Source organism: Trinickia mobilis (assembly GCF_017315705.1).
Taxonomy (GTDB): Bacteria; Pseudomonadota; Gammaproteobacteria; order Burkholderiales; family Burkholderiaceae; genus Trinickia_A; species Trinickia_A mobilis.
The window spans coordinates 12,602-36,401 of sequence record NZ_JAFLRF010000005.1 but is presented as its reverse complement, the minus strand read 5'-3'; the positions used below and the strand labels follow the sequence as shown (position 1 = coordinate 36,401).

At 64.9% G+C, this 23,800-nt stretch carries 21 protein-coding genes and 3 pseudogenes; 5 read left to right on the top strand and 19 right to left on the bottom strand.

Features of this window, described 5'->3' with window-relative positions; genetic code table 11:
• Nucleotides 1-182: 182 nt before the first annotated feature.
• The 4 genes from nagE to nagA form a co-directional block, all read right to left on the bottom strand.
• Complete coding sequence (gene nagE, locus J3489_RS08620; RefSeq protein WP_206997306.1) at nucleotides 183-1,952, bottom strand: N-acetylglucosamine-specific PTS transporter subunit IIBC; 1,770 nt, start codon at nucleotides 1,950-1,952, stop codon at nucleotides 183-185.
• 171 nt (nucleotides 1,953-2,123) lie between these two features.
• Nucleotides 2,124-4,709: a phosphoenolpyruvate--protein phosphotransferase gene (ptsP, locus tag J3489_RS08615; protein ID WP_206997305.1), complete on the bottom strand. Its 2,586-nt coding sequence runs from the start codon at nucleotides 4,707-4,709 to the stop codon at nucleotides 2,124-2,126.
• A 13-nt stretch (nucleotides 4,710-4,722) separates the two neighbouring features.
• Nucleotides 4,723-5,730, bottom strand: coding sequence for an SIS domain-containing protein (locus J3489_RS08610; protein WP_206997574.1), 1,008 nt, complete (start codon nucleotides 5,728-5,730; stop codon nucleotides 4,723-4,725).
• Nucleotides 5,723-6,826 carry an N-acetylglucosamine-6-phosphate deacetylase gene (gene nagA / locus J3489_RS08605; protein ID WP_206997304.1) on the bottom strand — a complete coding sequence of 368 codons (1,104 nt, stop codon included), beginning with the start codon at nucleotides 6,824-6,826 and terminating at the stop codon, nucleotides 5,723-5,725. The genes J3489_RS08610 and nagA overlap by 8 nt, the downstream gene beginning before the upstream one ends.
• 523 nt (nucleotides 6,827-7,349) lie before the next feature.
• Here nagA and J3489_RS08600 point away from each other — a divergent pair.
• Nucleotides 7,350-7,778 (top strand): annotated as a pseudogene (locus J3489_RS08600) (MarR family winged helix-turn-helix transcriptional regulator); the annotation flags it as partial.
• Nucleotides 7,779-7,803: 25 nt separating this feature from the next.
• Here J3489_RS08600 and J3489_RS08595 read toward each other — a convergent pair.
• Nucleotides 7,804-8,613, bottom strand: coding sequence for a MetQ/NlpA family ABC transporter substrate-binding protein (locus J3489_RS08595; RefSeq protein ID WP_206997302.1), 810 nt, complete (start codon nucleotides 8,611-8,613; stop codon nucleotides 7,804-7,806).
• A 251-nt stretch (nucleotides 8,614-8,864) separates the two neighbouring features.
• Nucleotides 8,865-10,541: a methyl-accepting chemotaxis protein gene (locus J3489_RS08590; protein ID WP_206997573.1), complete on the bottom strand. Its 1,677-nt coding sequence runs from the start codon at nucleotides 10,539-10,541 to the stop codon at nucleotides 8,865-8,867.
• Between the two features lie 119 nt (nucleotides 10,542-10,660).
• On the opposite strand from J3489_RS08590, the pseudogene J3489_RS08585 reads away from it, so the two are divergent.
• Nucleotides 10,661-10,783: pseudogene (locus J3489_RS08585) on the top strand (YciI family protein); the annotation flags it as partial.
• 33 nt (nucleotides 10,784-10,816) lie between these two features.
• On the opposite strand, the gene J3489_RS08580 reads toward J3489_RS08585, so the two are convergent.
• Genes J3489_RS08580 through J3489_RS08560 form a run of 5 tightly spaced genes read right to left on the bottom strand, consistent with a single transcriptional unit; the run spans nucleotide 10,817 to nucleotide 14,998 of the window.
• Nucleotides 10,817-11,431 carry an SCO family protein gene (locus J3489_RS08580; RefSeq protein WP_206997301.1) on the bottom strand — a complete coding sequence of 205 codons (615 nt, stop codon included), beginning with the start codon at nucleotides 11,429-11,431 and terminating at the stop codon, nucleotides 10,817-10,819.
• A 7-nt stretch (nucleotides 11,432-11,438) separates the two neighbouring features.
• Entirely contained in the window at nucleotides 11,439-12,341 is a 903-nt protein-coding gene (gene cyoE, locus J3489_RS08575) for a heme o synthase (RefSeq protein WP_206997300.1), read from the bottom strand.
• Between the two features lie 5 nt (nucleotides 12,342-12,346).
• Nucleotides 12,347-13,456, bottom strand: coding sequence for a COX15/CtaA family protein (locus J3489_RS08570; protein WP_206997299.1), 1,110 nt, complete (start codon nucleotides 13,454-13,456; stop codon nucleotides 12,347-12,349).
• A 49-nt stretch (nucleotides 13,457-13,505) separates the two neighbouring features.
• Nucleotides 13,506-14,177 (bottom strand): SCO family protein, encoded by a 672-nt coding sequence (locus J3489_RS08565; protein ID WP_206997298.1) that lies wholly within the window; start codon nucleotides 14,175-14,177, stop codon nucleotides 13,506-13,508.
• 59 nt (nucleotides 14,178-14,236) lie between these two features.
• Nucleotides 14,237-14,998: an SURF1 family protein gene (locus J3489_RS08560; RefSeq protein WP_206997297.1), complete on the bottom strand. Its 762-nt coding sequence runs from the start codon at nucleotides 14,996-14,998 to the stop codon at nucleotides 14,237-14,239.
• Nucleotides 14,999-15,085: 87 nt separating this feature from the next.
• Here J3489_RS08560 and J3489_RS08555 point away from each other — a divergent pair, with 87 nt between their 5' ends.
• Nucleotides 15,086-15,298, top strand: coding sequence for a twin transmembrane helix small protein (locus J3489_RS08555; protein ID WP_206997296.1), 213 nt, complete (start codon nucleotides 15,086-15,088; stop codon nucleotides 15,296-15,298).
• 208 nt (nucleotides 15,299-15,506) lie between these two features.
• Here the strand turns inward: J3489_RS08555 and J3489_RS08550 are convergent, their stop codons facing one another.
• From J3489_RS08550 to J3489_RS08520, 8 genes and pseudogenes are all read right to left on the bottom strand, one after another.
• Nucleotides 15,507-16,364 carry a cytochrome c oxidase subunit 3 gene (locus J3489_RS08550; protein WP_206997295.1) on the bottom strand — a complete coding sequence of 286 codons (858 nt, stop codon included), beginning with the start codon at nucleotides 16,362-16,364 and terminating at the stop codon, nucleotides 15,507-15,509.
• 127 nt (nucleotides 16,365-16,491) lie between these two features.
• Nucleotides 16,492-16,695, bottom strand: coding sequence for a DUF2970 domain-containing protein (locus J3489_RS08545; RefSeq protein ID WP_206997294.1), 204 nt, complete (start codon nucleotides 16,693-16,695; stop codon nucleotides 16,492-16,494).
• A gap of 19 nt (nucleotides 16,696-16,714) precedes the next feature.
• Entirely contained in the window at nucleotides 16,715-17,320 is a 606-nt protein-coding gene (locus J3489_RS08540) for a cytochrome c oxidase assembly protein (protein WP_206997293.1), read from the bottom strand.
• A gap of 44 nt (nucleotides 17,321-17,364) precedes the next feature.
• Complete coding sequence (locus J3489_RS37505) at nucleotides 17,365-17,499, bottom strand: cytochrome oxidase small assembly protein (RefSeq protein WP_242539895.1); 135 nt, start codon at nucleotides 17,497-17,499, stop codon at nucleotides 17,365-17,367.
• Between the two features lie 111 nt (nucleotides 17,500-17,610).
• Complete coding sequence (gene ctaD / locus J3489_RS08535) at nucleotides 17,611-19,227, bottom strand: cytochrome c oxidase subunit I (RefSeq protein ID WP_206997292.1); 1,617 nt, start codon at nucleotides 19,225-19,227, stop codon at nucleotides 17,611-17,613.
• Nucleotides 19,228-19,286: 59 nt separating this feature from the next.
• Nucleotides 19,287-20,552 (bottom strand): annotated as a pseudogene (coxB, locus tag J3489_RS08530) (cytochrome c oxidase subunit II); the annotation flags it as partial.
• Nucleotides 20,553-20,635: 83 nt separating this feature from the next.
• On the bottom strand, nucleotides 20,636-21,112 hold the full coding sequence (locus J3489_RS08525) for a DUF2244 domain-containing protein (protein ID WP_206997290.1): 477 nt from the start codon (nucleotides 21,110-21,112) through the stop codon (nucleotides 20,636-20,638).
• A gap of 235 nt (nucleotides 21,113-21,347) precedes the next feature.
• Nucleotides 21,348-22,325, bottom strand: coding sequence for a methyltransferase domain-containing protein (locus J3489_RS08520; RefSeq protein WP_206997289.1), 978 nt, complete (start codon nucleotides 22,323-22,325; stop codon nucleotides 21,348-21,350).
• Nucleotides 22,326-22,435: 110 nt separating this feature from the next.
• Between J3489_RS08520 and J3489_RS08515 the strand changes: the two genes are divergently transcribed.
• Both J3489_RS08515 and trmL read left to right on the top strand, forming a co-directional pair.
• The gene (locus tag J3489_RS08515; protein WP_206997572.1) at nucleotides 22,436-23,221 is read left to right on the top strand and encodes a ComF family protein; all 786 of its coding nucleotides are present in this window, start codon (nucleotides 22,436-22,438) and stop codon (nucleotides 23,219-23,221) included.
• A gap of 18 nt (nucleotides 23,222-23,239) precedes the next feature.
• Nucleotides 23,240-23,710 (top strand): tRNA (uridine(34)/cytosine(34)/5-carboxymethylaminomethyluridine(34)-2'-O)-methyltransferase TrmL, encoded by a 471-nt coding sequence (trmL, locus tag J3489_RS08510; protein WP_206997288.1) that lies wholly within the window; start codon nucleotides 23,240-23,242, stop codon nucleotides 23,708-23,710.
• Nucleotides 23,711-23,800 lie beyond the last annotated feature (90 nt).

Sequence of the window (23,800 nt, the reverse complement as noted above, 5' to 3'; positions counted from 1 at the left end):
GATGAAATTCTCGCAATTCAATCGCCATTCGATCGATTAATTCGCGCGGGAATCAAGTTAATCCACCCCCGCTGAATATCCGCCGATATCGAGCAAAAACGACAAGGGCGTTCTGCCCGGCAATCCAATCGCCACGCAGAACGCCCTTTTCGCTGCCGCCCGAGGGCAGTTAGCGGATCACATTACGCCGGCTGAGGCGCCGCGCCACCCGGCGACGGCAGGCGCGCCGTCAGTTGCTCTTCGTAGCGCTTTGCCGCTTGGCCGCAGACGATATGGAACGTATCGGCCGACACCCAAGCCACGTCGAGCGACGCGAGGCGCGAGCGGTCGACCGCCGACGGATCGCGCACCACGACGCGCAAGCGCGTCGCCGCCACCGCATCGAGCGAGACGACGTTCGTCGCGCCGCCGAACACCGCGAGCCAGCGCGCCGGTTCCGGATCGAGCGGCCCCGTTTCCGAAACGGACCCTGGCGCCGAAGTTGCCGCAACCGCCGCCTTGGCGCCGCCCGCCGCAGCCGCCGTGCCGGCGTCGCCGCCGATGGCCGCACGAATTTCGTCGGCGATGATGTCCGCCTCCGGCCCGATGATCACCTGCACCGCACCCGCACCGCGCTTGAGCACGCCGCGCGCGCCGACCGTCTTCAATTCGGCTTCCGAGACCTTGTTCGAGTCTGCCACCGTCAGGCGCAGGCGCGTCGTGCAGGCATCGACGAGCGTCAGATTCGCTGCGCCGCCGAGCGCCGCGATATAGCGCTGGGCGCGCGGCACGGCCGCACCGGCCGTCGGGGCCACGTAGCCGCCCGTGGCATACGATTCGACTTGCGCGTCCGCGGTCGCCGGCTCGCGGCCCGGCGTCGCCATGTTGAACTTGCGGATGAAGAAGCGGAACAGGCCGTAGTACACGACCGCATAGGCGAGCCCGATCGGAATCGCGAGCCAGCCCTTCGTCGACAGCCCGTAGTTCAGCACGTAGTCGATCGCACCGGCCGAGAACGTGAAGCCGAGGTGAATGCCGAGCGCGGAGCAGATCGCGAGCGACAGCCCTGTCAGCACCGCGTGGATCGCGTACAGCACCGGCGCGAGGAACATGAAGCTGAACTCGATCGGCTCGGTCACGCCGGTCAGGAACGACGTCAGCGCCATCGAGAACAAGAGGCCGCCGACCATCGCGCGGCGCTCCTTCGGCGCTTCATGCAGCATCGCCAGGCACGCGGCCGGCAGGCCGAACATCATGATCGGGAAGAAGCCCGTCATGAAGCCGCCCGCGGTCGGGTCGCCCGCGAAGAAGCGGTGCAGGTCGCCGGTCACGGCCGCGCCGCCGCCCGGCGGCGTGAACGTGCCGAACACGAACCATGCGAGCGAATTGATGATGTGGTGCAGGCCGGTGACGAGCAGCAGCCGGTTCAGCACGCCGAACACGAACACGCCGATCGCGCCCGCCGTGGTGAGCCAGTGGCCGGCCGCGTCGATGGCCGCCTGCACGGGCTGCCAGACATAGCCGAACACGATCCCGAGCACCACGCAGACGAGCCCCGTGACAATCGGCACGAAGCGTTTCCCTCCGAAGAACGCGAGGTAGTCGGGCAGCTTGATGTCCTTGTACTTGTTGTACAGCATCCCCGCGACGATGCCGGCGATGATCCCCGACAGCACGCCCATATTGAGCTTGTCGTTGATGTCCTTCATCACCGCGATTTCGACGAGGTAGCCGATCGCCCCTGCCAACGCCGCCACGCCGTTGTTGTCCTTCGCGAAACCCACCGCCACGCCGATTGCGAACAGCAACGGCAGATTGTCGAAGATCGCGCCGCCCGCATCCGCGATCATCTTGATGTTCAAAACGTCGGCCTGGCCGAGCCGCAGCAGAATGCCTGCGACCGGCAGCACCGCAATCGGCAGCATCAGCGCGCGCCCTAGGCGCTGCACTTTCAAAAATGGATTCGCGTCCATTGATTCCTCCAATCCTAAGGTGTCTCGTCGTTGGGTCGTTGAGTCGATTGCTCTACTTGGATCTTGCGATTTCCGGCCGCACCGAAGCGCTCTTGGGCAAACACCGGCCCTGCCCCAAGGCTGGTTATGGCCTTGGGGAGCACGGCGCGATGCGCCAGGTTTCGGGAGCGCTCAGTCGAGCGGCCAGATTTCGCGGCTCACTGCTCTTACCGCCTGTGCCGAGTCGAGCGCCAGGGCATCCTGGGCGCGCTGGCGGCACAGTTGATAATCGAGACGGCGCACGCGCGCCTTGATGCCCGGCACGGAGACCGGGTCCACCGACAACTCCGTCACGCCGAGGCCGACCAGAAGCGGCACCGCGAGCGGGTCGCCCGCGAGCGCGCCGCAGACGCCGACCCACTTGCCGTGCTTCGCGGCGCCCTTCGCGGTCGCGTCGATCAGGCGCAGCACCGCGGGGTGCAGGCCGTCCGCCTGCGCCGCCAGATCGGGCTGGCAGCGATCCATGGCGAGCGTGTATTGCGTGAGGTCGTTGGTGCCGATCGACAGGAAGTCCGCGTGCTGCGACAACTGATCGGCCAAGAGCGCCGCCGACGGCACTTCGATCATCACGCCCACTTCGATCGAATCGGCGCGGCCGGCGGCACGCGCGAACTCGTCGATGCGCTTTCTCACGGCGATCAATTCGCCCGCGTCGGTCACCATCGGCAGCAGGATGCGTACGGCGCCGTGAGGCTGCACCGCGAGCAGGCCGCGCAACTGGTCGTCGAGCAGATCGGGGCGGACCTGGGCGAGACGAATGCCGCGCAGGCCGAGCGCCGGGTTCGGTTCCGGGGGCAGCGTCAGGTAGTCGACTTCCTTGTCGGCGCCCACGTCGAGCGTGCGGATGATCGCGGTGCGCCCAGCGAGTGCGTCGACGATCGACTGGTAGCTCTGGCGATGCTCGTCGACGCTCGGCGCCGCCTGGCGGTGGATGAAGAGCAGCTCGGTGCGCAGCAAGCCGACCGCGTCGGCGCCGTTGTCGACGGCCGTCTTCGCATCGTCGAGCGTCGCGATGTTGGCCGCGACTTCGATTGCGCGGCCGTCGCTCGTCACTGCGGCTTCCTGCGACGTGCGGCGGTTCGCTTCGCGCACCCCGGCGAGGCGCTGGCGCTCGAGCCGCGCGCGTTCGACGTCGAGCTCGGTCGGCGCATATTCGAGGCGCCCCGCGCTCGCATCGACGACCACTTGCGTGCCTTCCGGCACCGCATGCAGCGCGTCGCCGACCGCGACGAGCGCCGGAATGCCGATCTGCCGCGCGATGATCGCCGCATGCGAAGTGGCGCCGCCGCCCGCCATCAAGAGCGCCGTCACGCGCGTGCGGTCGAGCGAGGACAATTCGGACGGCGTGAATTCCTGCGCGGCCAGCACCGTTTCTTCGGGCAGCGTGCGCGCCGTCGCGCTCGAGTAGCCGAGCGCGCGCAGCACGCGCTTTTCGATGTCGCGCAGATCGGCCGCGCGCTCGGCGAGCAGCATGTCTTCGACTTTCATCAACAGCGCAATCTGCGCACGGATCGCTTCGCGCCACGCGAAGCCCGCGCTCTTGCCGAGGCTGATGAGATCGCGCGCGGCGTCGATCAGCGTCGGGTCTTCGAGCAGCACGCGGTGCACGGCGAAAATGCCCGCCTCGCCGACTGCGCCGCGCTGCGACGCATCGCGCACCGTCGTGTTCAGCTCCGCGTCGACCGTGGCGAGCGCCTTGTCGAGCAGACGGCTTTCCGCCGCCGGCGTGCCGCTCGCGGCCTCGGGCGGGGCCAGTTCGGCGTCGTCCCAGCGCACGAGCTTGCCGACTGCGATGCCGGGCGCTGCGCACACGCCCGCGAGCGTGTTCGGATCGAGGGGCGCGCCGGCCGGGCGCGCGGCCTGAACCGGTGCGGGCGAGGCCGCGCGCGCCGGCTTTTCTTCGAGCTCGCCATGCACTTCGCGCAGCAGTTCGCACGCGACCGCGTCGATCGCCTGCGTCGCTTCCCGGCCGACAGCGAGGATCTCGACAGTGGCGCCTTCTCCGGCACCTAGGCCAAGCAGGCCGACGACGCTCTCGATCGGCGCGCGCTTGCCTTCATAGCGGACTTCGACGCGCGCATCGATTCCGCGCGCCGCCTCGCGCGCACGCGCGGCCGGCCGCGCGTGCAGGCCGCCTGCCTGCGAGAGCGTGATCTGACGGCGCGCTTCGTCCTGCACGATCGACGAAGCGTCGACAGCAGCCGTCGGTACGCCCGCCTTCGGCCGCAGCACGAGCAGCTTCGTTTCGCCCGCTTTCGCGAGCCCGCGCCCGGCGCGCTCGACGACATCGAACCGGTCCGAATTCGCAATCGCCACCACCGACACGAGGCTGTGCGCGGACTGCGCGATGAGGTCCTGATCGAACTCGATCAACACGTCGCCCGCGCGCACCTGCGCGCCCTGCTCGACCATCGGCGCAAAGCCCTTGCCGTTCAGCTCGACCGTATCGATGCCGATGTGCAGCAGCACCTCGGCGCCCGCGGGCGTCTGGATGGTCGCCGCATGGCCGGTGCGCGCGAGATGCATGACCACACCGTCGCAAGGCGCCACGAGCTTGCCTTCGAGCGGATCGATCCCGATGCCGTCGCCGAACATGCCGCTCGAGAACACCGGGTCCGGCACGTCGGCGAGCGGCACGACCGGACCGGTCAGCGGCGCCAGCAAGACGATCTGGTCTTGGGAATGACTCATCAAACGGGACTCCTCGGCACGTTCCATTCGACTTCTCGCTTCAGTGGGTTTCGGTGACTTTGTTCAGATGGCGCGGCGCATCGGGATTGCGTCCGCGAGCGGCGGCAAGGCCGGCGGCCATCACGTAGAAAGACAGGATCGCGGCGATCGGATCGAGCGCCGCGTGGTTCGCGCTCGCGAGCGGCAAGATCGCTTCGGGTACGTCGGACGGCGCGGCGAGCAGCACGCGCGCGCCGCGCCCACGCATGTCGTGCGCGAGCTGAATGAGGCCCGCCTGTTCGGGGCCGCGCGGCGCGAACACCAGCAGCGGGTAGTCGCGGTCGATCAGTTCCATCGGACCGTGCCGCACTTCGGCGCTCGAAAACGCCTCGGCCTGGATGCCGGAAGTCTCCTTGAGCTTGAGCGCCGCTTCCTGCGCGATGGCGAGGCCGAGCCCGCGGCCGATCACGATCATCCGCTCGGCATCGCGCAGCTCGTCGATCGCGGCCGGCCACTCGAGCGCGCCCGCGCGCTGCAGCGTATCGGGCAGCGCGCGCAGCGCGCCGAGCAATTCGGGGTCGCGCTGCCAGAACGCGACGAGCTGCGCCGACAGCGACAGCATCGCGATATAGCTTTTCGTTGCGGCAACGGAAATTTCGGGGCCGGCGAGGAGCGGCAGATGCCATTCGCACGCATCGGCAAGGGGCGACTCGGGCGCATTGACCGCCGCGACGGTCAGCGCGCCGGCGCGGCGAAGCGCGTTCATGGTGCCGACCAGATCCGGGCTCTTGCCCGACTGCGAAAACGCGAGCGCCAATTGCCCTTGCACGCGCAACGGCGCTTGCTGAAGCGTGGCGACCGACATCGGCAGCGACGCGACCGGCACGCCGATACGGCTCATCACGAGGCTCGCGAAATAGCTCGCGGCATGGTCCGAGCTGCCGCGCGCGACCGTCAGCGCGACGTGGCGCGGCTCGGCGGCAAGCGTCGCAGCGAGCGCCTCGACGCGCGCCGTATCGGCAAGCTGCGCGGCGACCGCCTCGGGACAGGCCAGCGCCTCGTTAAGCATATTCGACAATCGATTCTCCTTCGACATAGGTGGCGGTCAGCGTCAGCTCGCGATCGAATACGACGAGGTCGGCCCACGCGCCGCGCGCAACGCGGCCGCGGTCCTCGATGCCGAGATAGTCGGCGGCGTGTCGCGACATGCGGTTCGATACGTCGGCGATCGGCAGACCGAGCGACACGAGATTGCGCAGCGCCTGATCCATCGTCAGCGTGCTGCCCGCGAGGGTGCCATCGGCAAGCCGCACGCCGCCGAGGCACTTCGTCACGTGCTGGCTGCCGAGGCGGTATTCGCCGTCCGGCATGCCGGTGGCCGAGGTGCTGTCGGTGACGACGTAAAGGCGCGGAATCGCGCGCAGCGCCGCGCGAATCGCGCCCGGATGGACGTGCAGCAGATCGGGAATGATTTCGGCGAACTCGGCGTGCGCCAACGCCGCGCCGACGAGGCCGGGATTGCGGTGATGCATCGGCGACATCGCGTTGAAGAGGTGCGTGAAACCGCAGGCGCCGCGCTTCATCGCGGCCACCGCATCGTCGTAGGTCGCGAGCGAATGGCCGAGCTGCACGCGCACGCCGCGCGCGGCCATCTCCGAGATGATGTCGAGGTGTCCGGCGATTTCCGGCGCGAGCGTGACGACGCGAATCGGCGCGATCGACAGGTACTTCAGCACTTCGTCGAGCACCGCGGACACCGCAGCGTCCGGCTGCGCGCCGAGCTTGCCGGGATTGATGTACGGCCCTTCGAGATGCACGCCCAAGACGCGCGCGCCGCCCGGCGTGCGCTGCCGCGTGACCTTGCCCAGCTCGGCGACGACGCTCATCAGCTCGTCGCGCGGCGCGGTCATCGTGGTCGCGAGCAGGCTCGTCGTGCCGTAGCGCGCATGGGTGCGGGTGATGGTTTCGATCGCATCGCCCGACTCCATCACGTCGGCGCCACCGCCGCCGTGCACGTGCAGGTCGATGAAGCCCGGCAGGATGTACGGAGCGTCGTTCGTCGACGGGTCGGCGTGCGTGCCGTCGATGGACTTGATGCGCCCGTTTTCGGATTCGAGCGTGCCGTGGATCCAGCCTTCGGTCGTGAGTATGTTTCCGGTCAGCATGAATTTCTCTGATTTGGCGTAGTGCGGGGTCGGGCTAGCAAGCGTTTGGCATGGCGCTCTCGCTCACCGGGAGCTATGTGCAGAGAATGCGTCGCAAATATCGCGCGTGCCATCGTTCAGATTAGGTGAGCGGGGACGAAATTTGCGTGAACCCGGGGGTTCGGCGTGCTGGCTTCGGCTACCACGTCGGAGCCCATTATATAACCAGAATAGAACCAGTCAATTTGCCAGTTTCGGTGCCGGACAAAACGCCGCAAAGCCTTTACCCGCGTGCGTTTTGACGCATTTATCGCCTTGATTTGCAGGGTTTTGCAGGATCGGGATTTACCCGGATCGAGCCGGAATTGGAGGCGGACTGGGCTCCACTGGTCTGCACCAAGCTCCGGTTTGAGCCTACTATGTGATACCGGTTTAGCACCACTTGCGCGGGCCCCCACGCTATAGCCGTTTGTATATCGGGTCCGATCTAATATAGTGCTGCTTAATTCATTAATAACTGCAAGATCTTCGGGGAGTGCTCTCGTTGACAGACCCGACCCTGCTCAAACGCGCGGAAGCCGTCCGCCATTTCAACCGCTTCTATACGAAGCACATCGGCGCGCTGCACGAAAGCCTGCAGAAAAGCTCATTTTCCTTGACCGAGGTGCGCGTGCTGCGCGAGCTGTTGCTCGGCACGGACACGACCGCGACGGAAGTCGCGCGCAACCTCGGCCTCGACAGCGGCTATCTGAGCCGGCTTTTGACGAGCTTCGAGCGCCAAGGGCTGATTACGCGCCGCCAGTCGGATACCGACGCTCGGCAATCGCTGCTCACGTTGACCGATGAAGGGCGCGCCGCCTATGAACCGCTCGATGCGGCCGCCGTCGAGGAGGTCTGCGCAGTGCTTGAACGCCTGAGCGACGAAGGCCAAGAGCAATTGATCGCGGCGATGCAGGTAATCGAACGGCTTTTGAGCGGATAGCGGCCACGGCCGACGCTTAGAACGACGGCACGACCGAACCCTTGAACTGTGTCTTGATGAACTGACGCACGTCGTCCGACTGGTACGCCGCGACGAGCTTCTTCACCCACGGCTGGTCCTTATCCTGCGCGCGCACGGCGATCAGGTTCGCGTACGGGCTGTGGATGTCTTCGAGCGCGATCGCGTCCTTGGTGGGCTGCAGGCCGGCGGCGAGCGCGTAATTCGTGTTGATCGCGGCGGCATCGACGTCGCCGAGCGCACGCGGCAGTTGCGCGGCGTCGAGCTCGACGAGCTTGATCTTCTTCGGATTCTCGGCGACATCGAGCGGCGTCGCGCTGTTGCCGTTCGTGCCCGCGCCGGCCTTCAGCTTGATGACGCCCTGCGCCTGCAAGAGCAGCAGCGCACGGTTTTCATTCGACGGATCGTTCGGCACCGCGACCTTCGCGCCCAACTGCAGGTCCTTCACCGACTTCAGCTTCTTCGAGTAGATGCCAAGCGGCGAAATATAGGTGAGGCCAGCGCTCACGATCTTGTAGCCGCGCTGCTTCACTTGGCTGTCGAGGTAGGGCTGGTGCTGGAAGCTGTTCGCATCGAGGTCGCCGGCGTCGAGCGCCGCGTTCGGCTGCACGTAGTCGTTGAACTCGATGACTTTCACATTGAGCCCTTCGCGCCTCGCCACCTTGGTCACGACCGACCAGATCTGCGCATCCGGGCCGCTGATCGTGCCGACCTTGATGACTTTATCGTCGGCATGCGCGACTGCGCTTGTCAGGAGCGCTGCGGCGGCGACGGCGGAAAAGGCTTTGCGAAGGATTTTGCGCTGCATTGATTACTCGCTTTCTTGCTGTGGCGGGGATTTCACGCGGGGGGCGAATCTTCGTGGCTGCGCCCCCGGCCAGGGAACGTAATGGTGTCATATCGCCGGGATCATAGGAAATACCCTAATGGCATATTGATATGCACCAAGCCAGAGCGGCGGCGCACCGATGCATGGTGCCCCGTAATCCGCCCCCCTACATGCTTGATCGCGCGTTAGCGTGTTGCCCTGCGCTGCGGCCGGAGTCTCTGCACAGTCGATCAGAAGGTCGTCCAGTCGTTGTCGGAAGCGGTGACCGAATCTCGCCGAGCCACTGGGCGCGCCCCCGCGGAAGCTGCCGGCTTCACCACGGGCCGGGCGGCAACCCCAGCAGGCTTCGCCGACACCGCCTCTGCCGCCTCCGTCACACGGAACGCGCCAACCGTATCGCGCAGCCGCGCCGCCTGATCCTGCAGGGACGCCGCCGCAGCCGCAGCCTGTTCGACAAGCGCCGTATTCTGCTGCGTGACTTCGTCCATCTGGATAACCGCGCGCCCGACCTGGGTGATCCCGCTCGCCTGTTCCTCCGACGCCGCCGCGATTTCACCCATGATGTCCGTCACGCGCCGCACCGCCTGCAGGATCTCGCTCATCGTCGTGCCCGCCTGACTGACGAGCGCGGTGCCGTTGTTCACGCGCTCGACCGAATCGCCGATCAGCGCCTTGATCTCCTTGGCCGCCGCGGCCGAGCGCTGCGCAAGATTGCGCACTTCGCCTGCCACCACCGCGAAGCCGCGCCCTTCCTCGCCCGCGCGGGCCGCCTCGACCGCCGCGTTGAGCGCAAGGATGTTGGTCTGGAACGCAATCCCTTCGATCACCCCGATAATGTCGACGATCTTCTGCGAACTCTCATTGATCTCGCCCATCGTGCCGATCACGCGATGAACGACGTCGTTGCCCCTCGTCGCGATCTCCGACGCATTGTTCGCCAAACCGCTCGCCTGGCGCGCGTTATCGGCGTTCTGCTTGACGGTCGCCGTGAGCTCTTCCATGCTCGCTGCCGTCTCCTGCAGCGACGCCGCCTGCTGTTCGGTACGCTGCGACAAGTCGCTGTTGCCCGACGCAATCTGCTGCGTCGCCGACGCAATCGATTCCGACGAGTGCCGAATCTCGCCGATGGTCCGCTGCAGGCGCGCCTGCATCCGGTGCATCGCGGCCATCATGCTGGTCGAATCGTCCCCGCGCAGCGCGACTGCGTGGGTCAGGTCGCCTTCCGCGATGCTCGCCGCCAGCGTTGCCGCCTGCTCGGGCTCGCCGCCCAAGCCGCCACGCACACTGCGGATGATCTGCAGCATCGTCAGCGAAATCACGAGACCGATCGCGAAAACCACACCGAGGCGGCCGAGCAGCGTCGCGTAGTAGAGCGCGTCGACATCCCGCAGATACACGCCCGTCGCGATCGTCCAATCCCAGGGCGCGAAGTGCGAGGCATAGGTGAGCTTGCGGATTTTCACCTCGCTGTGCGGCAGGCGCCCGTCGTATTGCGTGAAGCCATGCCCGCCTTCCTTCGCAGCGTCGATGATCGAGACGAACACCAGCTTGCCGTTCGGGTCCTTGTAGTCGCCGACCGCCTTGCCGACGAGTTGCGGCTGCACCGGGTGCATCAGCACCACCGGCTTCGAATCCATCACGAACACATAGCCGGTGTCGCCGTAGCGCATCGCGGCAAGCCGGACGAACGCTTCATGCTGCGCGTCGGCCTCGCTGATCTTGCCGGCCTGCGACTGCGCGTAATAACTGTTCACGACGCCCTGGGCCGATTCGACAAGCGCCACCAGCCCCGCTTTGCGCTCTTCGAGCATCGTGTTGCGCGTTTCGATCGCGCTCCACAGGCCAACGCCCAGCAAACCCAGCCAGACGAGAAGAACGGCGAGCCACAGCTTGCGGTTCAAAGTCATCTTGTTCATCGTATGCCTTCCGTAGGGTTGTCCCAATCGTCATGCAGCCTCAAGGCGCAATCGTTTGCGCATGCATAACGGCACGGAAGACCGGCAGCTTGAGACCTCAATGGAAAACCCGAGGTCACTTCGACGCGATCCTCGCGACCGACCCGTTCGCCGTCGAAGGGCCGGCCAGATATGAAGTGACGGAGTTCAAGGCGACGCGGCTCGCGCCGGGGCTCAGCCTGCCGGCCCCGTGAACGCGCTTACCCGTAAAAGGAAATTCGCCGCTCTTAACCGAGCAGCAATTTGAGGTCGTGGACCCAGGGCGTGACGCCCTGGCCGTCGCGCACGAAAAGACGCAGCTTGCCGGACGGATCGAAGACATAGCTCGCCGCGGTGTGATCCATCGTGTAGCTGTCGGGCGTCTTGCCCGGCACCTTCGCGTAGTAGATGCGGAAGTCTTTCGTGACCTTGGCGAGCTGCGCGTCGTCGGCAGGACGCAGGCCGACGAACGACGGGTTGAACGCCGGCACATATTGCGCAAGCAGCGCTGGCGTATCGCGTGCCGGATCGAACGTCACGAACAGCACCTGCACGCGCTGCGCGTCCGGCCCGAGTTGCTGCATCGCTTGCGAGAGCTCGGCCATCGTCGTCGGACACACGTCGGGGCAATGCGTGTAGCCGAAGAACAGCACGACGGCCTTGCCCTTGTAGTCGGCAAGCGTACGCACCTTGCCGCTCGAATCGGGCAGCGAGAAGTCGCTGCCGAATTGCGTGTTGCCGGTGATGTCGAGATTCTGGAACGCGGGTTGATCTTTGCTGCATGCAGACAGCAGCACTGCACCGCCGAGCGCGCAAAGGGTCACCGCAATGCGCGCCATGCGCGCGGCTTTGTTTGTCAGCATCGAAGTGTTACGCGCCGATCAGGACGCGCGCATAGTGGTCGACGAGGAGCGCCGCAAAGAGCAGCGACAGATAAACGATCGAGTAACGGAAGGTTTTACGCGCAAGCGCATCGGAATACTCCCGATAGATCTTCCACGCGTACGCGAGGAACACGGCGCCGAGCAGCACCGCCGACGCCAGATAGACAACGCCGCTCATGCCGCAGATGAACGGCATCAGCGAGACCGCCAGCAGGATCACCGAGTAGAGGAAGATGTGCAGCCGCGTGAATTGCTCGCCATGCGTGTTCGGCAGCATCGGCAGGCCCGCGTTTTCGTAGTCTTTGCGGCGGTAGAGCGCGAGCGACCAGAAATGCGGCGGCGTCCACACGAAGATGATCAGCACGAGAATCCAGGCGTCGCCGGGAACGTGGCCCGTCACCGCAGCCCAGCCGAGCGCCGGCGGCATCGCGCCCGACGCGCCGCCGATCACGATGTTCTGCGGCGTCGCAGGCTTGAGCAGCAGCGTGTAGATCACCGCATAGCCGACGAACGTCGCCAACGTGAGCCACATCGTCAGCGTGTTCGTGAACGTGCAAAGCGTCCACATGCCGAGGCCGCCGAGAATGGCCGAGAAAATCAGGATTTGCGCGGGCGTGATTTCGCCGCGCGCGGACGGGCGCCATGCCGTGCGCCGCATCATCGCGTCGATCTTCTGCTCGACGAGGCAATTGATCGCGAACGCGGCGCCCGCGAGCAGCCAGATGCCGACCGTGCCGCCGATCAGCACCTTCCACGGCACCATGCCCGGCGTCGACAGGAACATGCCGATCACCGCGCAGAAGACCGCGAGCTGCGTCACGCGCGGCTTCGTGAGTGCGAGGTATTGGGAGATTCGGGAACCGGGGGATTGGGAGAGGGTGCTGTCCATGTGGGTCACGCTGGCGCGGCATCGCGCGCTGGAACGACGGCGCGGCCGGGACGGCTAAAAGCGACTCGAAAGTTTAGCATAACGGCAAGCAGCAGCAGGAGCGCGGCGCCGCCGTTGTGGGCGACGGCGATCGGCAGCGGCCATTGCAGCACGATGTTCGAGAGGCCCGTCACGAACTGGATCGCGACGACGAGCAACACGCCGGTCGCAGGACGCCGCAGCGACTCGAAGCGGCGCAGTTTCAGCGCGAGCCAAGCTAGGTACGCGACCACGACGATCGCGAAAGTGCGGTGAGTCCAGTGGATCGCGACGAGCGCATCCTGCGTGATGACGTCGCCGTCGCTCGTCATCCCGAGCGCGCGCCACAGATGGAAGCCGTGAGCGAAATCCATCGGCGGAATCCATTGGCCGTTGCAGGTCGGGAAATCAGTGCAGGCGAGCACCGCGTAGTTCGTGCTGACCCAGCCGCCCAGCGCGATCTGCACGACCAATAGGACGAGCCCCGCCAACGCGGCCGCGCGGAAACGGGCAGCCTCGGGCTCAAACGCCGGAACCGGCGTCTGGCGAGCGGCGAGCCAGCCAAGCGAGCCGAGGAGCGCGAGGCCGAGCAGCAAGTGCGTCGTCACGATGATCGGCTGCAGCTTCATCGTCACCGTCCACGCGCCGAACGCGCCTTGCACGCAAATCAAAAGCAGCAGAGCGGTCGGCCACCACGGCGACACATGCAGCGGACGGCGCTTGATGCGCGCGACCCACGCGATCAGCGTCTGCGCGATGATCAACACGCCGATCGCCGTCGCGAAGTAGCGGTGGATCATCTCGATCCAAGCCTTCGTCATGCTGACGGGGCCGGTCGGCAGCGCGGCATGCGCAGCCGCGATCTGCGCGTGCGCGATGAAAGGCGACGACGTTCCGTAGCAGCCGGGCCAATCCGGGCAGCCGAGGCCGGAATCCGTCAGGCGCGTGAAGCCGCCGAACATCACCAGGTCGAGCGTGAGGAAAGTCGTGACCCACACGAGCTTGCGGAATTTGTTGTCGTCCGCCTTGACCCAAACGTAGGAGAGCGGCAACAACGCGATGCACAAGCCGATCAGGCCGATTTGCAATACGAACATCTCAAAGTCTCATCTCGCGGGAAATCGCGCACGCGAACCATACCACCGGTCAGCCGATGCTCGACCACTTCAGCAGCTTAGTTAGATCACCCTTGATCTTGCTCGGGTCCGGATTCTTCGGGAACCGCATCATCAGGTTGCCGTTCGGGTCGACCAGGTAGAGGTGATCGGTGTCCTGCGTGCCGGTGTCTGCGGGCAGCCATGCGGCGACAGCGGCCGGATCGGCGATCAGCTTCTTCGTCTCCGGATACGCGTGTGCGATGACATCCGGCACCGCACCGGAATCCGTGCGCAGCCAGACCATCACGACACGCTCGCGCTCGGCGCCTTGCGTTGCGCGCACCTGGCGCATGAAGTACAGCTTCGTCGCGCAGGCTTCGTCGCAAGCGCTGCGGTCGACAGCGATCATCAGCCAGCGGCCGCGCAGCGAGTCGAACTTCATCGGCTTGCCGGTTTCGCCGGTGACGGTGAGCGACTCGGGAATCGGCCGCTGCGGCTCGATCAGCGCGCCGTAGTTCGTCTTGCCGCCAGCCGGCTTGATCACGTAGTACGCCAGATACGAAACGACGATCGGCACCGCGCAGACCAGCACGAGCAGCAGCAGCATCCAGCGGCCGCGCTGCCACGAGCCTTGCCCGGCAGGCTTTGCCGCCGAGGCATTCTGAGCGGCGGAGCGGGTGCTCGACTGAGGGCGTGGCGAACGGGGAGATTGCGTCGACAAAACGTTGGACCTCTTCAAATGACGCGCGGTAGCAAGGCGCCGCGCCGCCGTTATTGCGTCTAATGCGGCTGAGTGCGGCCGGATTGGCCTTCCTGCGACGGCGGCTCTACGCCCGCCGCCAGCTCCTTCTTCGCTGCACGGCGTGCCGCGTACAACCCAAAGCCAAGCGCCGCCGCTGCCATGCCCCACCACTGGAGCATGTACCCATAGTTGGTCTCGACGCCCAGCGACGGCGCCGGCCAGTCGCGCACCAGCTTGTCGCCGTCGTCGCTCGTCTGCTGAATCACGAACGGCTGCAGCGGCAGGCCGGTCTCGGCGGCATACGCTTTGACATCGAGGTTCTGGCGAATCTTCTGATGCGGCGCAGAACCGCCCTGCCCCAGCTCGAAGGCACGCGAGGCGTCGGCGCGCGCGATGCCTTCGATCTCGATCTCGCCCGGCGGCGTCGCATAGGGCGCGATCGCGGTGCGGTCGCTGAAATTGCGCGGCAGCCAGCCCCGGTTGACGAGCACATAGCCGCCGTCGGCCAGTTTAAAGGGCATCACGAGGTAAAAGCCGGGCTGATCGTTATACGGGCGATTGTCGAGATACACCGCCAGATCGGGCATGAACTGCCCGACGGCTTTTACACGATGATATTCGACAGCTTTCAGCGCGACCGGCACAGCAGTGACGGCCTGCGCCGGCGCATTCTCAAAGCGCGCAATGTTCGCTTCCAGCGCTTCCTTCTGGTGGGCGCGATCCCGCTGCCAAAAGCCCAGCCGGATCGTCACCGTCATCACGATCAGGATCAGCAAAGCGGGCAACAAGCGAATCTTCATACCGCGGATCCAGCGAACGCACGGCCGGGAACGCGCGATGCGATAATGTCGGTCATCCCTTCGTGTTCCCAAGTTTCAGTAGGTTCCATGTTTCACTTTCTCGTCGCCATCGCCTTCGTCCTGATCATCGCCAGTCTCGGTTCGGCGCTGTACTTCATGATGCACGATCGAGGCAAAACCAAGCGGATGGTGTGGTCGCTTGCGACCCGCGTCGGCTTATCGATCTCGCTGTTCCTTCTGCTGTGGTTCGCTCACTGGATGGGCTGGATTCAGTATTCCCAGGTGCCGCTCGGCCGCTGAGCGGCCCGCTCCTCGAAGCAGGTCAACCGGCATCGCCGCCGCGATGCGTCAACTCTCCGCCGCCACCGCGCATCTCAAGTGAAAACGCCGCCCGGACGAGGTCGAGGGCGGCGCGCGGGTCTTGCATCATCGTTTCCATCGCGCCTCGCCGCTAAGCGGGAAGCGCGGCGGCCGACCGCCCCTTGGAAGGCAGCAGGCCCCAACTCCGTTACAGCCAGTAGACGACGACGTAAAGGCCAAGCCACACCACGTCGACGAAGTGCCAATACCAGGCGGCGCCTTCGAACGCGAAGTGGTGCTCCGCGGTGAAGTGGCCGCGAATCATGCGCACCAGCACCACCGTCAGCATCGTACCGCCGAGGAACACGTGGAAGCCGTGGAAGCCGGTCAGCAGGAAGAACGTCGAGCCATACACGCCGGAGGCCAGCGTCAGGTTCAGCTCGTTGTACGCGTGGTAGTACTCGAAGCCCTGCATGAACAGGAAGCAGACGCCCAGCGCGATCGTGGCGGCGAGCCATGCGATCGCCTTGTTGCGATGATTGTCGCGCAGCGCGTGGTGCGACACCGTGAGCGTCGCGCCCGACGACAGCAGAAACGCCGTATTCAAGGTCGGCACCGGCCACGGGGTCATCGACTTGAAGTGGCCGACGAGCGCAGCCGGCCCGTTATTCGGCCACACGGCGGAGAAGTCCGGCCAAATCAGCTTGTAGTCGAGGCTGCCCAGTTGGTGCATCGCGATTTCGCGGGCATAGAACAGCGCGCCGAAGAACGCGCCGAAGAACATGACTTCGGAGAAGATGAACCAGCTCATGCTCCAGCGGTACGACACGTCGACGCGTTTGCCGTACATCCCGCCTTCGGACTCGGAGATCGCGTCGCCGAACCAGTGCCACAGCGTAAAGAGCAGCCACAGCAGACCGAGCAGAGCTGTGAAAGGCGCCCACGTTGCCTCGTTGATCCAAAACGCGACCGATCCGAGCATGACCAGAAGGCCCACGGCCGCGCTAATCGGGTGCCGCGACGGATGCGGCACGAAGTAGTACGGGCTCTCGTTTTGACCGCTCATTCTTGATTCTCCACTTCAGTCCAGTTGTTCCGGTTTCACCGGCTGTATCTTCGGCGACGCGTCGATACCGCACCGCTCTCTCTAATGCCAGGGCCGCGCTCGACGAAGCACCGCCCTTCTCAATGCTCTACTTGCCTACCACCGCATGCACGACCAGAATCAGCACACCAATGAAGATCGCAGCGCCCAAGAGCCCCGCGATGACGACGTGCACCGGATTCAACTGCGCCGCATCCGCCTCCAGGTCGCGCCGCTTGCGTACCCCGAAGAACGACCACATCACCGCTTTCATCGTCTTGATGAACGAGCCCTTGCTGCCGCCCTCGGCCATAGCTTCTCCCCTAACCTGCTCAAGCGGGATTGGCTGGCGCTTTCGCCCCGTCTCCCGCTGTCCCGCGCGCCGTCGGCGCAGGCGTGTTCAACTCGAAGAAGGTGTACGACAGCGTGATCGTCTTCACATCCTTCGGCAATTTCGGATCGACGACGAACACCACCGGCATCCGCTTCGTCTCGTTCGCAGCGAGCGTCTGCTGCGTAAAGCAAAAACATTCGATCTTCTTGAAGTACTCGGTCGCCTGTATCGGCGCGTAGCTCGGTATCGCTTGCGCGTGCACCGTGCGGCCCTGCTCGTTCGTCACCTGGTACATCACGGTCGTCACTTCACCCGGGTGAACGTCGATGTACGACTGCTCCGGCTTGAAGCCCAGCGGACCGCGCGCATTCGCATCGAACTCGATCGAAATCGTGCGCGACATATCCACCTGCGTGTTCTTCGCCTCGCGCGCCGTCGCGTCGCGCTGCACCAGGTTGTAGATGCCGGTCACCTGGCAGATCGCGCGATACATCGGGATCAGCGCAAATCCGAATCCAAACATCAGAAACGCGACGACCACGAGCTTCAACCGCATCGAACGGTTAAAAGAACGATCGGCCTTGGCCGGCGGTTGCGTCGGCATCGAACTTCCTCAACGAGCCTTCAAACCCGATCCGATCGAGAGAATCAGGCGAAATAACACTGCTTGATAAAGATACCCACAAAAAAGGCGGCTGCGATGGCCAGCAGGATCAACCCTAGCCTTACGCTGCTCGCCCGAATTTGCTCGGGAGTACGCCTTTCTTCTGGATTCCGGGTCATTCCGAATCTTCTAGATGCTGTGCTGACAAGTGTCGCGGTGCGGTGTCCGCCGCTTCGCGGAACCCCGATCCGGCTTGCGCCCGGACCGGGAATCCCGCACTCGCCGTACGTTTATTCGACCGTCGGCGGGTTTTCGAACGTGTGGAACGGAGCCGGGCTCGGCACGGTCCATTCGAGGCCCGTCGCACCATCCCACGGCTTGTCGCCGGCCTTCTCGTGCTCGCCGCCGCCACGGTAGGCCGGCAACACGACCGCAAACAGGAAGTAGACCTGCGTCAGACCAAAGCCGAACGCACCGATCGAGATCACCTGGTTCCAGTCGGTGAACTGCGCCGGATAGTCGGCGTAACGACGCGGCATGCCCGCGAGACCCACGAAGTGCATCGGCAGGAATGCGAGGTTGAAGAAAATCATCGTACCCCAGAAGTGGATCTTGCCGCGCGTCTCGTTGTACATCCAGCCCGTCCACTTCGGCGACCAGTAGTACCAGCCGGAGAACAGCGCGAAGAGCGAGCCCGCCACCAGCACGTAGTGGAAGTGCGCCACCACGAAGTAAGTGCCGTGGTACTGGATGTCGAGCGGCGCCATCGCCAGCATCAGGCCGGAGAGGCCGCCGAACGTGAACACGAGCAGGAAGCCGACCGCGAACAGCATCGGGGTTTCGAAGCTCAGCGAACCGCGCCACATCGTGGCGACCCAGTTGAACACCTTCACGCCCGTCGGCACGGCGATCAGCATCGTCGCGTACATGAAGAACAACTGGCCCGTCACCGGCATGCCGGTCGCGAACATATGGTGCGCCCAGACCATGAACGACAGAATCGCGATCGAGGCCGTGGCGTACACCATCGAGCTATAGCCGAACAGCGGCTTGCGCGAGAACGCCGGGATCACCTGCGACACGATCCCGAACGCCGGCAAGATCATGATGTACACCTCGGGGTGCCCGAAGAACCAGAAGATGTGCTGGTACATGACCGGGTCGCCGCCGCCTGCCGCGTTGAAGAACGACGTGCCGAAGTGGCGGTCGAACAGCAGCATCGTGATCGCGCCTGCCAGCACCGGCATCACGGCGATCAGCAGGTAGGCGGTGATGAGCCAGGTCCACACGAACATCGGCATCTTCATCAGCGTGAGGCCAGGCGCGCGCAGGTTCAGGATCGTCACGACGATGTTGATGCCGCCCATGATCGACGAGGCACCCATCAAGTGGATCGCGAAGATCGCGAAGTCCATGCCCGGGCCCATCTGCGTGGACAGCGGGGCATACAGCGTCCAGCCGGCGGCCGTCGCGCCGCCCGGCGCGAAGAACGAGCCGACCAGCAGCACACCTGCAACCGGCAACAGCCAGAAGCTGAAGTTGTTCATCCGCGCGAACGCCATATCGGACGCGCCGATCTGCAGCGGGATCATCCAGTTCGCGAAGCCGACGAAGGCCGGCATGATCGCGCCGAAGATCATGATGAGGCCGTGCATGGTGGTCAACTGGTTGAAGAACTCGGGACGCATGATCTGCAGGCCCGGTTCGAACAGCTCGGCACGGATCATCAGCGCCATCACGCCCCCGGACAGGAACATGACGAACGAGAAGATCAGGTACAGCGTACCGATGTCCTTGTGGTTGGTGGCGAAAAGCCAGCGGCGCCAGCCGTGCGGCGTCTCATGCGCATGGTCGCCATGCACATGTTGGTGGCCCGCGGCTACATCGTGTCCGATGCTAGACGACATGAGAATCTCCTAAAGCGAATACTGCAGCACTTGACTGTGACGAACACAGCGACACGTTAAGCCCCGGACGACGGCGCCGCGGCCGAAGCCGCTTCTGCGCCGCTCGCCGCGGTTGCGCCGGTCAGATGGTCGCCGCCCTCCGGCATCTTGCCGTTGCGAGCGTCGAGGACCTGACGCGGCTGGAGAATATCGCCCGTGTGGTTGCCCCACGAGTTGCGCTCGAACGTGATGACCGACGCGATTTCGACGTCGTTCAGCGTCGGCGCCCACGACGGCATCGCGTTCTTGCCATGCAGCACGAGGCTCACGTGACCGGCGATCGGGCCGTTGGCGATCTTGCTGCCGTCGAGCGCGGGGAACGCGCCTGCGCCCTTACCGTTCGGCTGGTGGCAGACCGCGCAGTTCGACGTGTAGACCTGCTGGCCGCGCGCCATCAGTTCGGCGAGCGTGTAGGTCTTGTTCGGGTCGTCGGAGGCGGCAGCCATTTTCTTCTTTTGGTCGTCGACCCACTTGGCGTAGTCGTCTTGCGACAGCACTTCGACGACGACCGGCATGAACGCGTGCTCCTTGCCGCACAGCTCCGTGCAGAAGCCGCGGAAGGTGCCGATCTTGTCGGCCTTGAACCAGGTGTCGCGCACGAAGCCGGGAATCGCGTCCTGCTTCACGCCGAACGCGGGCACGTACCAGGAGTGCACGACGTCGTTGGCGGTGGTGATGATGCGGATCTTCTGGTTGACCGGCACCACGAGCGGGTGGTCGACTTCCTGCAAGTAGGTATCGGTCTTCGGGGCCGTGCCGTCGACTTCGCTGCGCGGCGTGGTGAGGGTCGAGAAGAAGTTGATGCCCTCGCCCGGGCCCTTCACGTAGTCGTAGGCCCACTTCCATTGGTAGCCGGTCACCTTGATGGTGAGATCGGCGTTGGACGTATCCTTCATCGCGACGACGGTCTTCGTGGCCGGCAGCGCCATCAGAACGACGATGATGAACGGCACGATCGTCCAGATGATTTCGACGGTGGTGCTTTCGTGGAAATTGGCGGCCTTGTGGCCCTTCGATTTGCGGTGCGCGAACATCGAATAGAACATCACGCCGAACACGCCGACGAAGATCACCGTACAGAGGATCAACATGAACGTGTGGAGGTGATAAAGCTCCTCAGCGATTCTCGTCACGGGCGGCTGGAGATTGATCTCGTTGACGGCCGGGCCGCCGGGACTGTCGCCGACCGCCAAGGCGGCACCGGCGAAGAGCAGCCCGCTGCACGCCAGCCCGCCCATGAGGGCTCGCTTGATTGTTTTCATAGCTTCCTTACCCAAAATTTCCATTCAAACCCTCGCCTCCCGCGCGCTGGCACCCGCGCTCCGACCGTTACCCCGCATCTGCCGGAACGGAACGCGCCGCATGACTTCTAACCGCATTGCATCAGCGACATCCGCAGTTCGCTGGCGAACTGCTTGCGCCGGTACTGCGCGAGATGCTGCCCGATCATGACCGTCTGCCCGCGCGACACGAGCTTGATCGGGTCGCGCGGCGTCTCCCCTGGCTCGACTCGCACCCAGCGCGGGTTGAATTCGAACTGCGTCAACTGCTCGGCGCTCACTTGCTCGATGACGAGCCGGTTCGGAAAGAGCCGGATACGCTCGTAATCGACAGCATGCCGCGCATGAACGACAAACGCCGCTCCCACGACCAGCAATTCGATGCCGGTAAACGGCAGCACCAGCCAGGCGCCGCGAAAGACCAGCAAAAACGCGATCGCCAATGAAAACAGCGCGAGCGACGCATAAAAGCAGACGAACTGGCGCGGCGACACCGAGCAATTGCGCTTCATCAGCCAGTCGTTGACGACCGGTTCCGCATCCATCGGCAGATCTGTAGCGTTCATCGCTGCCTCCCTGCGAGTTGCTGTGCCGCGCGCCGCAAATCGGACTTGCCGCGCCGTTTTATGGGGACCGCCGGGCGACAAACTGACGCATTATAGGCGCGTTCAATGGCATCCACAAGCAAACGACTATCGGCCGACAACCCAGGCACGACAAGCCTCCGCGCATTTTCGACACATATTTTTGCTACGGTTTGAAGCGGTAATTTCAGACATAACAGTTGCCATCTTTACCGCCTCAAAGATTCTTTGGCCGCCCCCTTCCAATGTCCTCGAGGCGCACGATTCCGTGACCTTCGGCTGTCGTGCGCGGCACGGCTTTCCATGCGTGTCCGTAGATCACTTCGAACGTGAGAGGGATGGTGCCGTCGGCGCGCCGCCTCGCCTCCAGCGCGGCGAACAGCGCCGCGTGAAGACGGCGCGCCGATGCCGGGCCGCGCGGATCGCCGTCCGCGTTGCGCTCGAACGGATACGCGCCCCAGCGGCGCACATCGGCGAGCAGCGATTCGGGCGAGCGGTAGGTGATCGTAAGCGTTTCCTGGTCCATCACCGGTATTTCAAAACCGCTTTCGACGAGCATGTCGCCGAGATCATGCATATCGACGAAGTCGATCACATGCGGACGCGTCGCAATGCCGTGCACCGCCTCGACCTCCGCATAGGCGCCGCGCAGCTCGCGCAGCGTGTCGGGGCCGAGCGTGCTGAACATCAGGAGACCGTTCACCTTCAGCACGCGCTGCCACTCGGGAAACACGAGATCGGGACGCGAATGCCAATGCAGCGCGAGATTGGACCAGATGAAATCGAACGCGCCGGCCGCAAACGGCAGCGCGGAGAAATCGGCTTGGGCGACACGCGGGCCGCGGGCGCCGAGCGCCTTGCCGAGCGTGGCGGGCAGAAAACGGCGCCAGCTCGTGTCGGCGGCGTCTTGGCCCTTTGCGCGCATGAGCATCGCGTGCGAGAGGTCGGTGCCGAAGACCGGCGCCTCGGGAAAACGCTCGCGCAGCGCCGGCAAATCGTCGCCCGCGCCGCAACCCGCGTCGAGCACGCTCGCAGGGCTCACCTTGATGTAGTCGAGACGCTCGCGCATGCGCTGCGCGATCTCGCGCGGCAGAAAAGCGACGTCGCCGAACATGGCGGCGCGGCGGTCGAAAATCTGCCGCAAACGCCGGGAATCGTAGGCCGGACGGCCAGACTTTGCGGGAGTTGGGGACATGACGGTCGAACTGGCGAAGAGCCCGAAGTATACTCGCTCGCTCCGATCCCTTCAGCGAAGGAAGCCTTGGCGTGACGCGCGCAGTGAAATCGCAGCCGCTCTCAGCATTCGTGTCGCCGCGTGGCCGCGGTCTCGAAAAGCGCGTCCGAGCGTGGCTCGACGATGCTTCGGTACGCGCTGCACGGCTTGCGCGCGTCGCCTTGCCCAATCTGTGCGTTTTATGCGGCAATTTGTCGCAGCGAACGGTATGCATCGAATGTGACGGCGCCTATTGGAACGACGCGCGACTGAGGTGCGTGTGTTGCGCCCTGCCGCTGGCGTCTTCGGGGCGCAGGCGCACGAGCGGGTCCGCGCGCTATCAGTGCAGCGACTGCGCGAGCGAGCCTCCGCCGTTCGATGCGACGCTCGCGCTCGCCGACTATCGCGCGCCGCTCGACGGCCTCGCGCTCGGCCTCAAGTTTCGCGCGCGTCTGGCGCTCGGACGCGAGTTCGCAGCGCGTCTCGCGCAACTCGCCGACGACCGGCTCGATACCGGCGATTGGCCCGACGTAATCGCTCCGGTGCCGCTCGCGAAAAAGCGCTTGATCGAGCGCGGCTTCAACCAGGCTTGGGAAATCGCAAAGCCGCTCGCGCGTGCGCTGCGCGCTCCGGCCGATGCCGCATTGCTCAGACGCGACGCATACACGGCGCCGCAATCGCGGCTCGACCTCGAAGCGCGCCGGCACAACGTCGGCACCGCGTTCGCCGTCGCGAGACCGGTGCGCGGCTTGCACGTGGCGATCGTCGACGACGTGATGACCTCCGGCGCGACGCTCGAAGCGCTCGCGCGCACACTGAAGGCGGCCGGCGCGCGGCGCGTGACGAACTTCGTCGTGCTGCGCACCCCGAAAAACTAGTTTTGCATCGATCGAATCATGTTCAACGTCGTCCTCGTCGAACCCGAAATTCCGCCGAACACCGGCAATGTCATCCGGCTGTGCGCGAACACGGGCGCGCGGCTCCATCTGATCGAACCGCTCGGCTTCCCGCTCGACGACGCGAAAATGCGCCGCGCCGGCCTCGACTATCACGAATACGCGCAGATGCACGTGCATCGCGATTGGGATGCGTTCGTCGCCACCGAGACTCCCGATCCGGCGCGCATGTTCGCCTTCACGACGCGCGGCTCGGGGCGCTTTCACGACCACGCATTCCAGCCGGGCGATTGGTTCGTGTTCGGCGCGGAGACGCGCGGCTTGTCTGCTGGCGTCCTCGACTGCTTTCCGAACGAACAGCGCGTTCGGTTGCCGATGCGCCCGGGCAACCGCAGCCTGAATCTGTCGAATACGGTGGCGATCGTCGTGTTCGAGGCTTGGCGTCAGGCGGATTTCGAAGGCGGCGCTTGATGTCGACCAGAGTTGGCGCTTTAGCGCTTACTCGGGTCCCATGCAAAGCTGTCGACCAGAGTTGGCGCTTTAGCGCTTACTCGGGTCACA

Coding starts and splice junctions, on each gene's coding strand:
- nagE (WP_206997306.1), bottom strand. CDS start 1,952: ATGGACGCGAATCCATTTTTGAAAGTGCAGCGCCTAGGGCGCGCGCTG.
- ptsP (WP_206997305.1), bottom strand. CDS start 4,709: ATGGAACGTGCCGAGGAGTCCCGTTTGATGAGTCATTCCCAAGACCAG.
- J3489_RS08610 (WP_206997574.1), bottom strand. CDS start 5,730: ATGCTTAACGAGGCGCTGGCCTGTCCCGAGGCGGTCGCCGCGCAGCTT.
- nagA (WP_206997304.1), bottom strand. CDS start 6,826: ATGCTGACCGGAAACATACTCACGACCGAAGGCTGGATCCACGGCACG.
- J3489_RS08595 (WP_206997302.1), bottom strand. CDS start 8,613: ATGCAGCGCAAAATCCTTCGCAAAGCCTTTTCCGCCGTCGCCGCCGCA.
- J3489_RS08590 (WP_206997573.1), bottom strand. CDS start 10,541: ATGACTTTGAACCGCAAGCTGTGGCTCGCCGTTCTTCTCGTCTGGCTG.
- J3489_RS08580 (WP_206997301.1), bottom strand. CDS start 11,431: ATGCTGACAAACAAAGCCGCGCGCATGGCGCGCATTGCGGTGACCCTT.
- cyoE (WP_206997300.1), bottom strand. CDS start 12,341: ATGGACAGCACCCTCTCCCAATCCCCCGGTTCCCGAATCTCCCAATAC.
- J3489_RS08570 (WP_206997299.1), bottom strand. CDS start 13,456: ATGTTCGTATTGCAAATCGGCCTGATCGGCTTGTGCATCGCGTTGTTG.
- J3489_RS08560 (WP_206997297.1), bottom strand. CDS start 14,998: ATGAAGATTCGCTTGTTGCCCGCTTTGCTGATCCTGATCGTGATGACG.
- J3489_RS08555 (WP_206997296.1), top strand. CDS start 15,086: ATGTTTCACTTTCTCGTCGCCATCGCCTTCGTCCTGATCATCGCCAGT.
- J3489_RS08550 (WP_206997295.1), bottom strand. CDS start 16,364: ATGAGCGGTCAAAACGAGAGCCCGTACTACTTCGTGCCGCATCCGTCG.
- J3489_RS08545 (WP_206997294.1), bottom strand. CDS start 16,695: ATGGCCGAGGGCGGCAGCAAGGGCTCGTTCATCAAGACGATGAAAGCG.
- J3489_RS08540 (WP_206997293.1), bottom strand. CDS start 17,320: ATGCCGACGCAACCGCCGGCCAAGGCCGATCGTTCTTTTAACCGTTCG.
- J3489_RS37505 (WP_242539895.1), bottom strand. CDS start 17,499: ATGACCCGGAATCCAGAAGAAAGGCGTACTCCCGAGCAAATTCGGGCG.
- ctaD (WP_206997292.1), bottom strand. CDS start 19,227: ATGTCGTCTAGCATCGGACACGATGTAGCCGCGGGCCACCAACATGTG.
- J3489_RS08525 (WP_206997290.1), bottom strand. CDS start 21,112: ATGAACGCTACAGATCTGCCGATGGATGCGGAACCGGTCGTCAACGAC.
- J3489_RS08520 (WP_206997289.1), bottom strand. CDS start 22,325: ATGTCCCCAACTCCCGCAAAGTCTGGCCGTCCGGCCTACGATTCCCGG.
- trmL (WP_206997288.1), top strand. CDS start 23,240: ATGTTCAACGTCGTCCTCGTCGAACCCGAAATTCCGCCGAACACCGGC.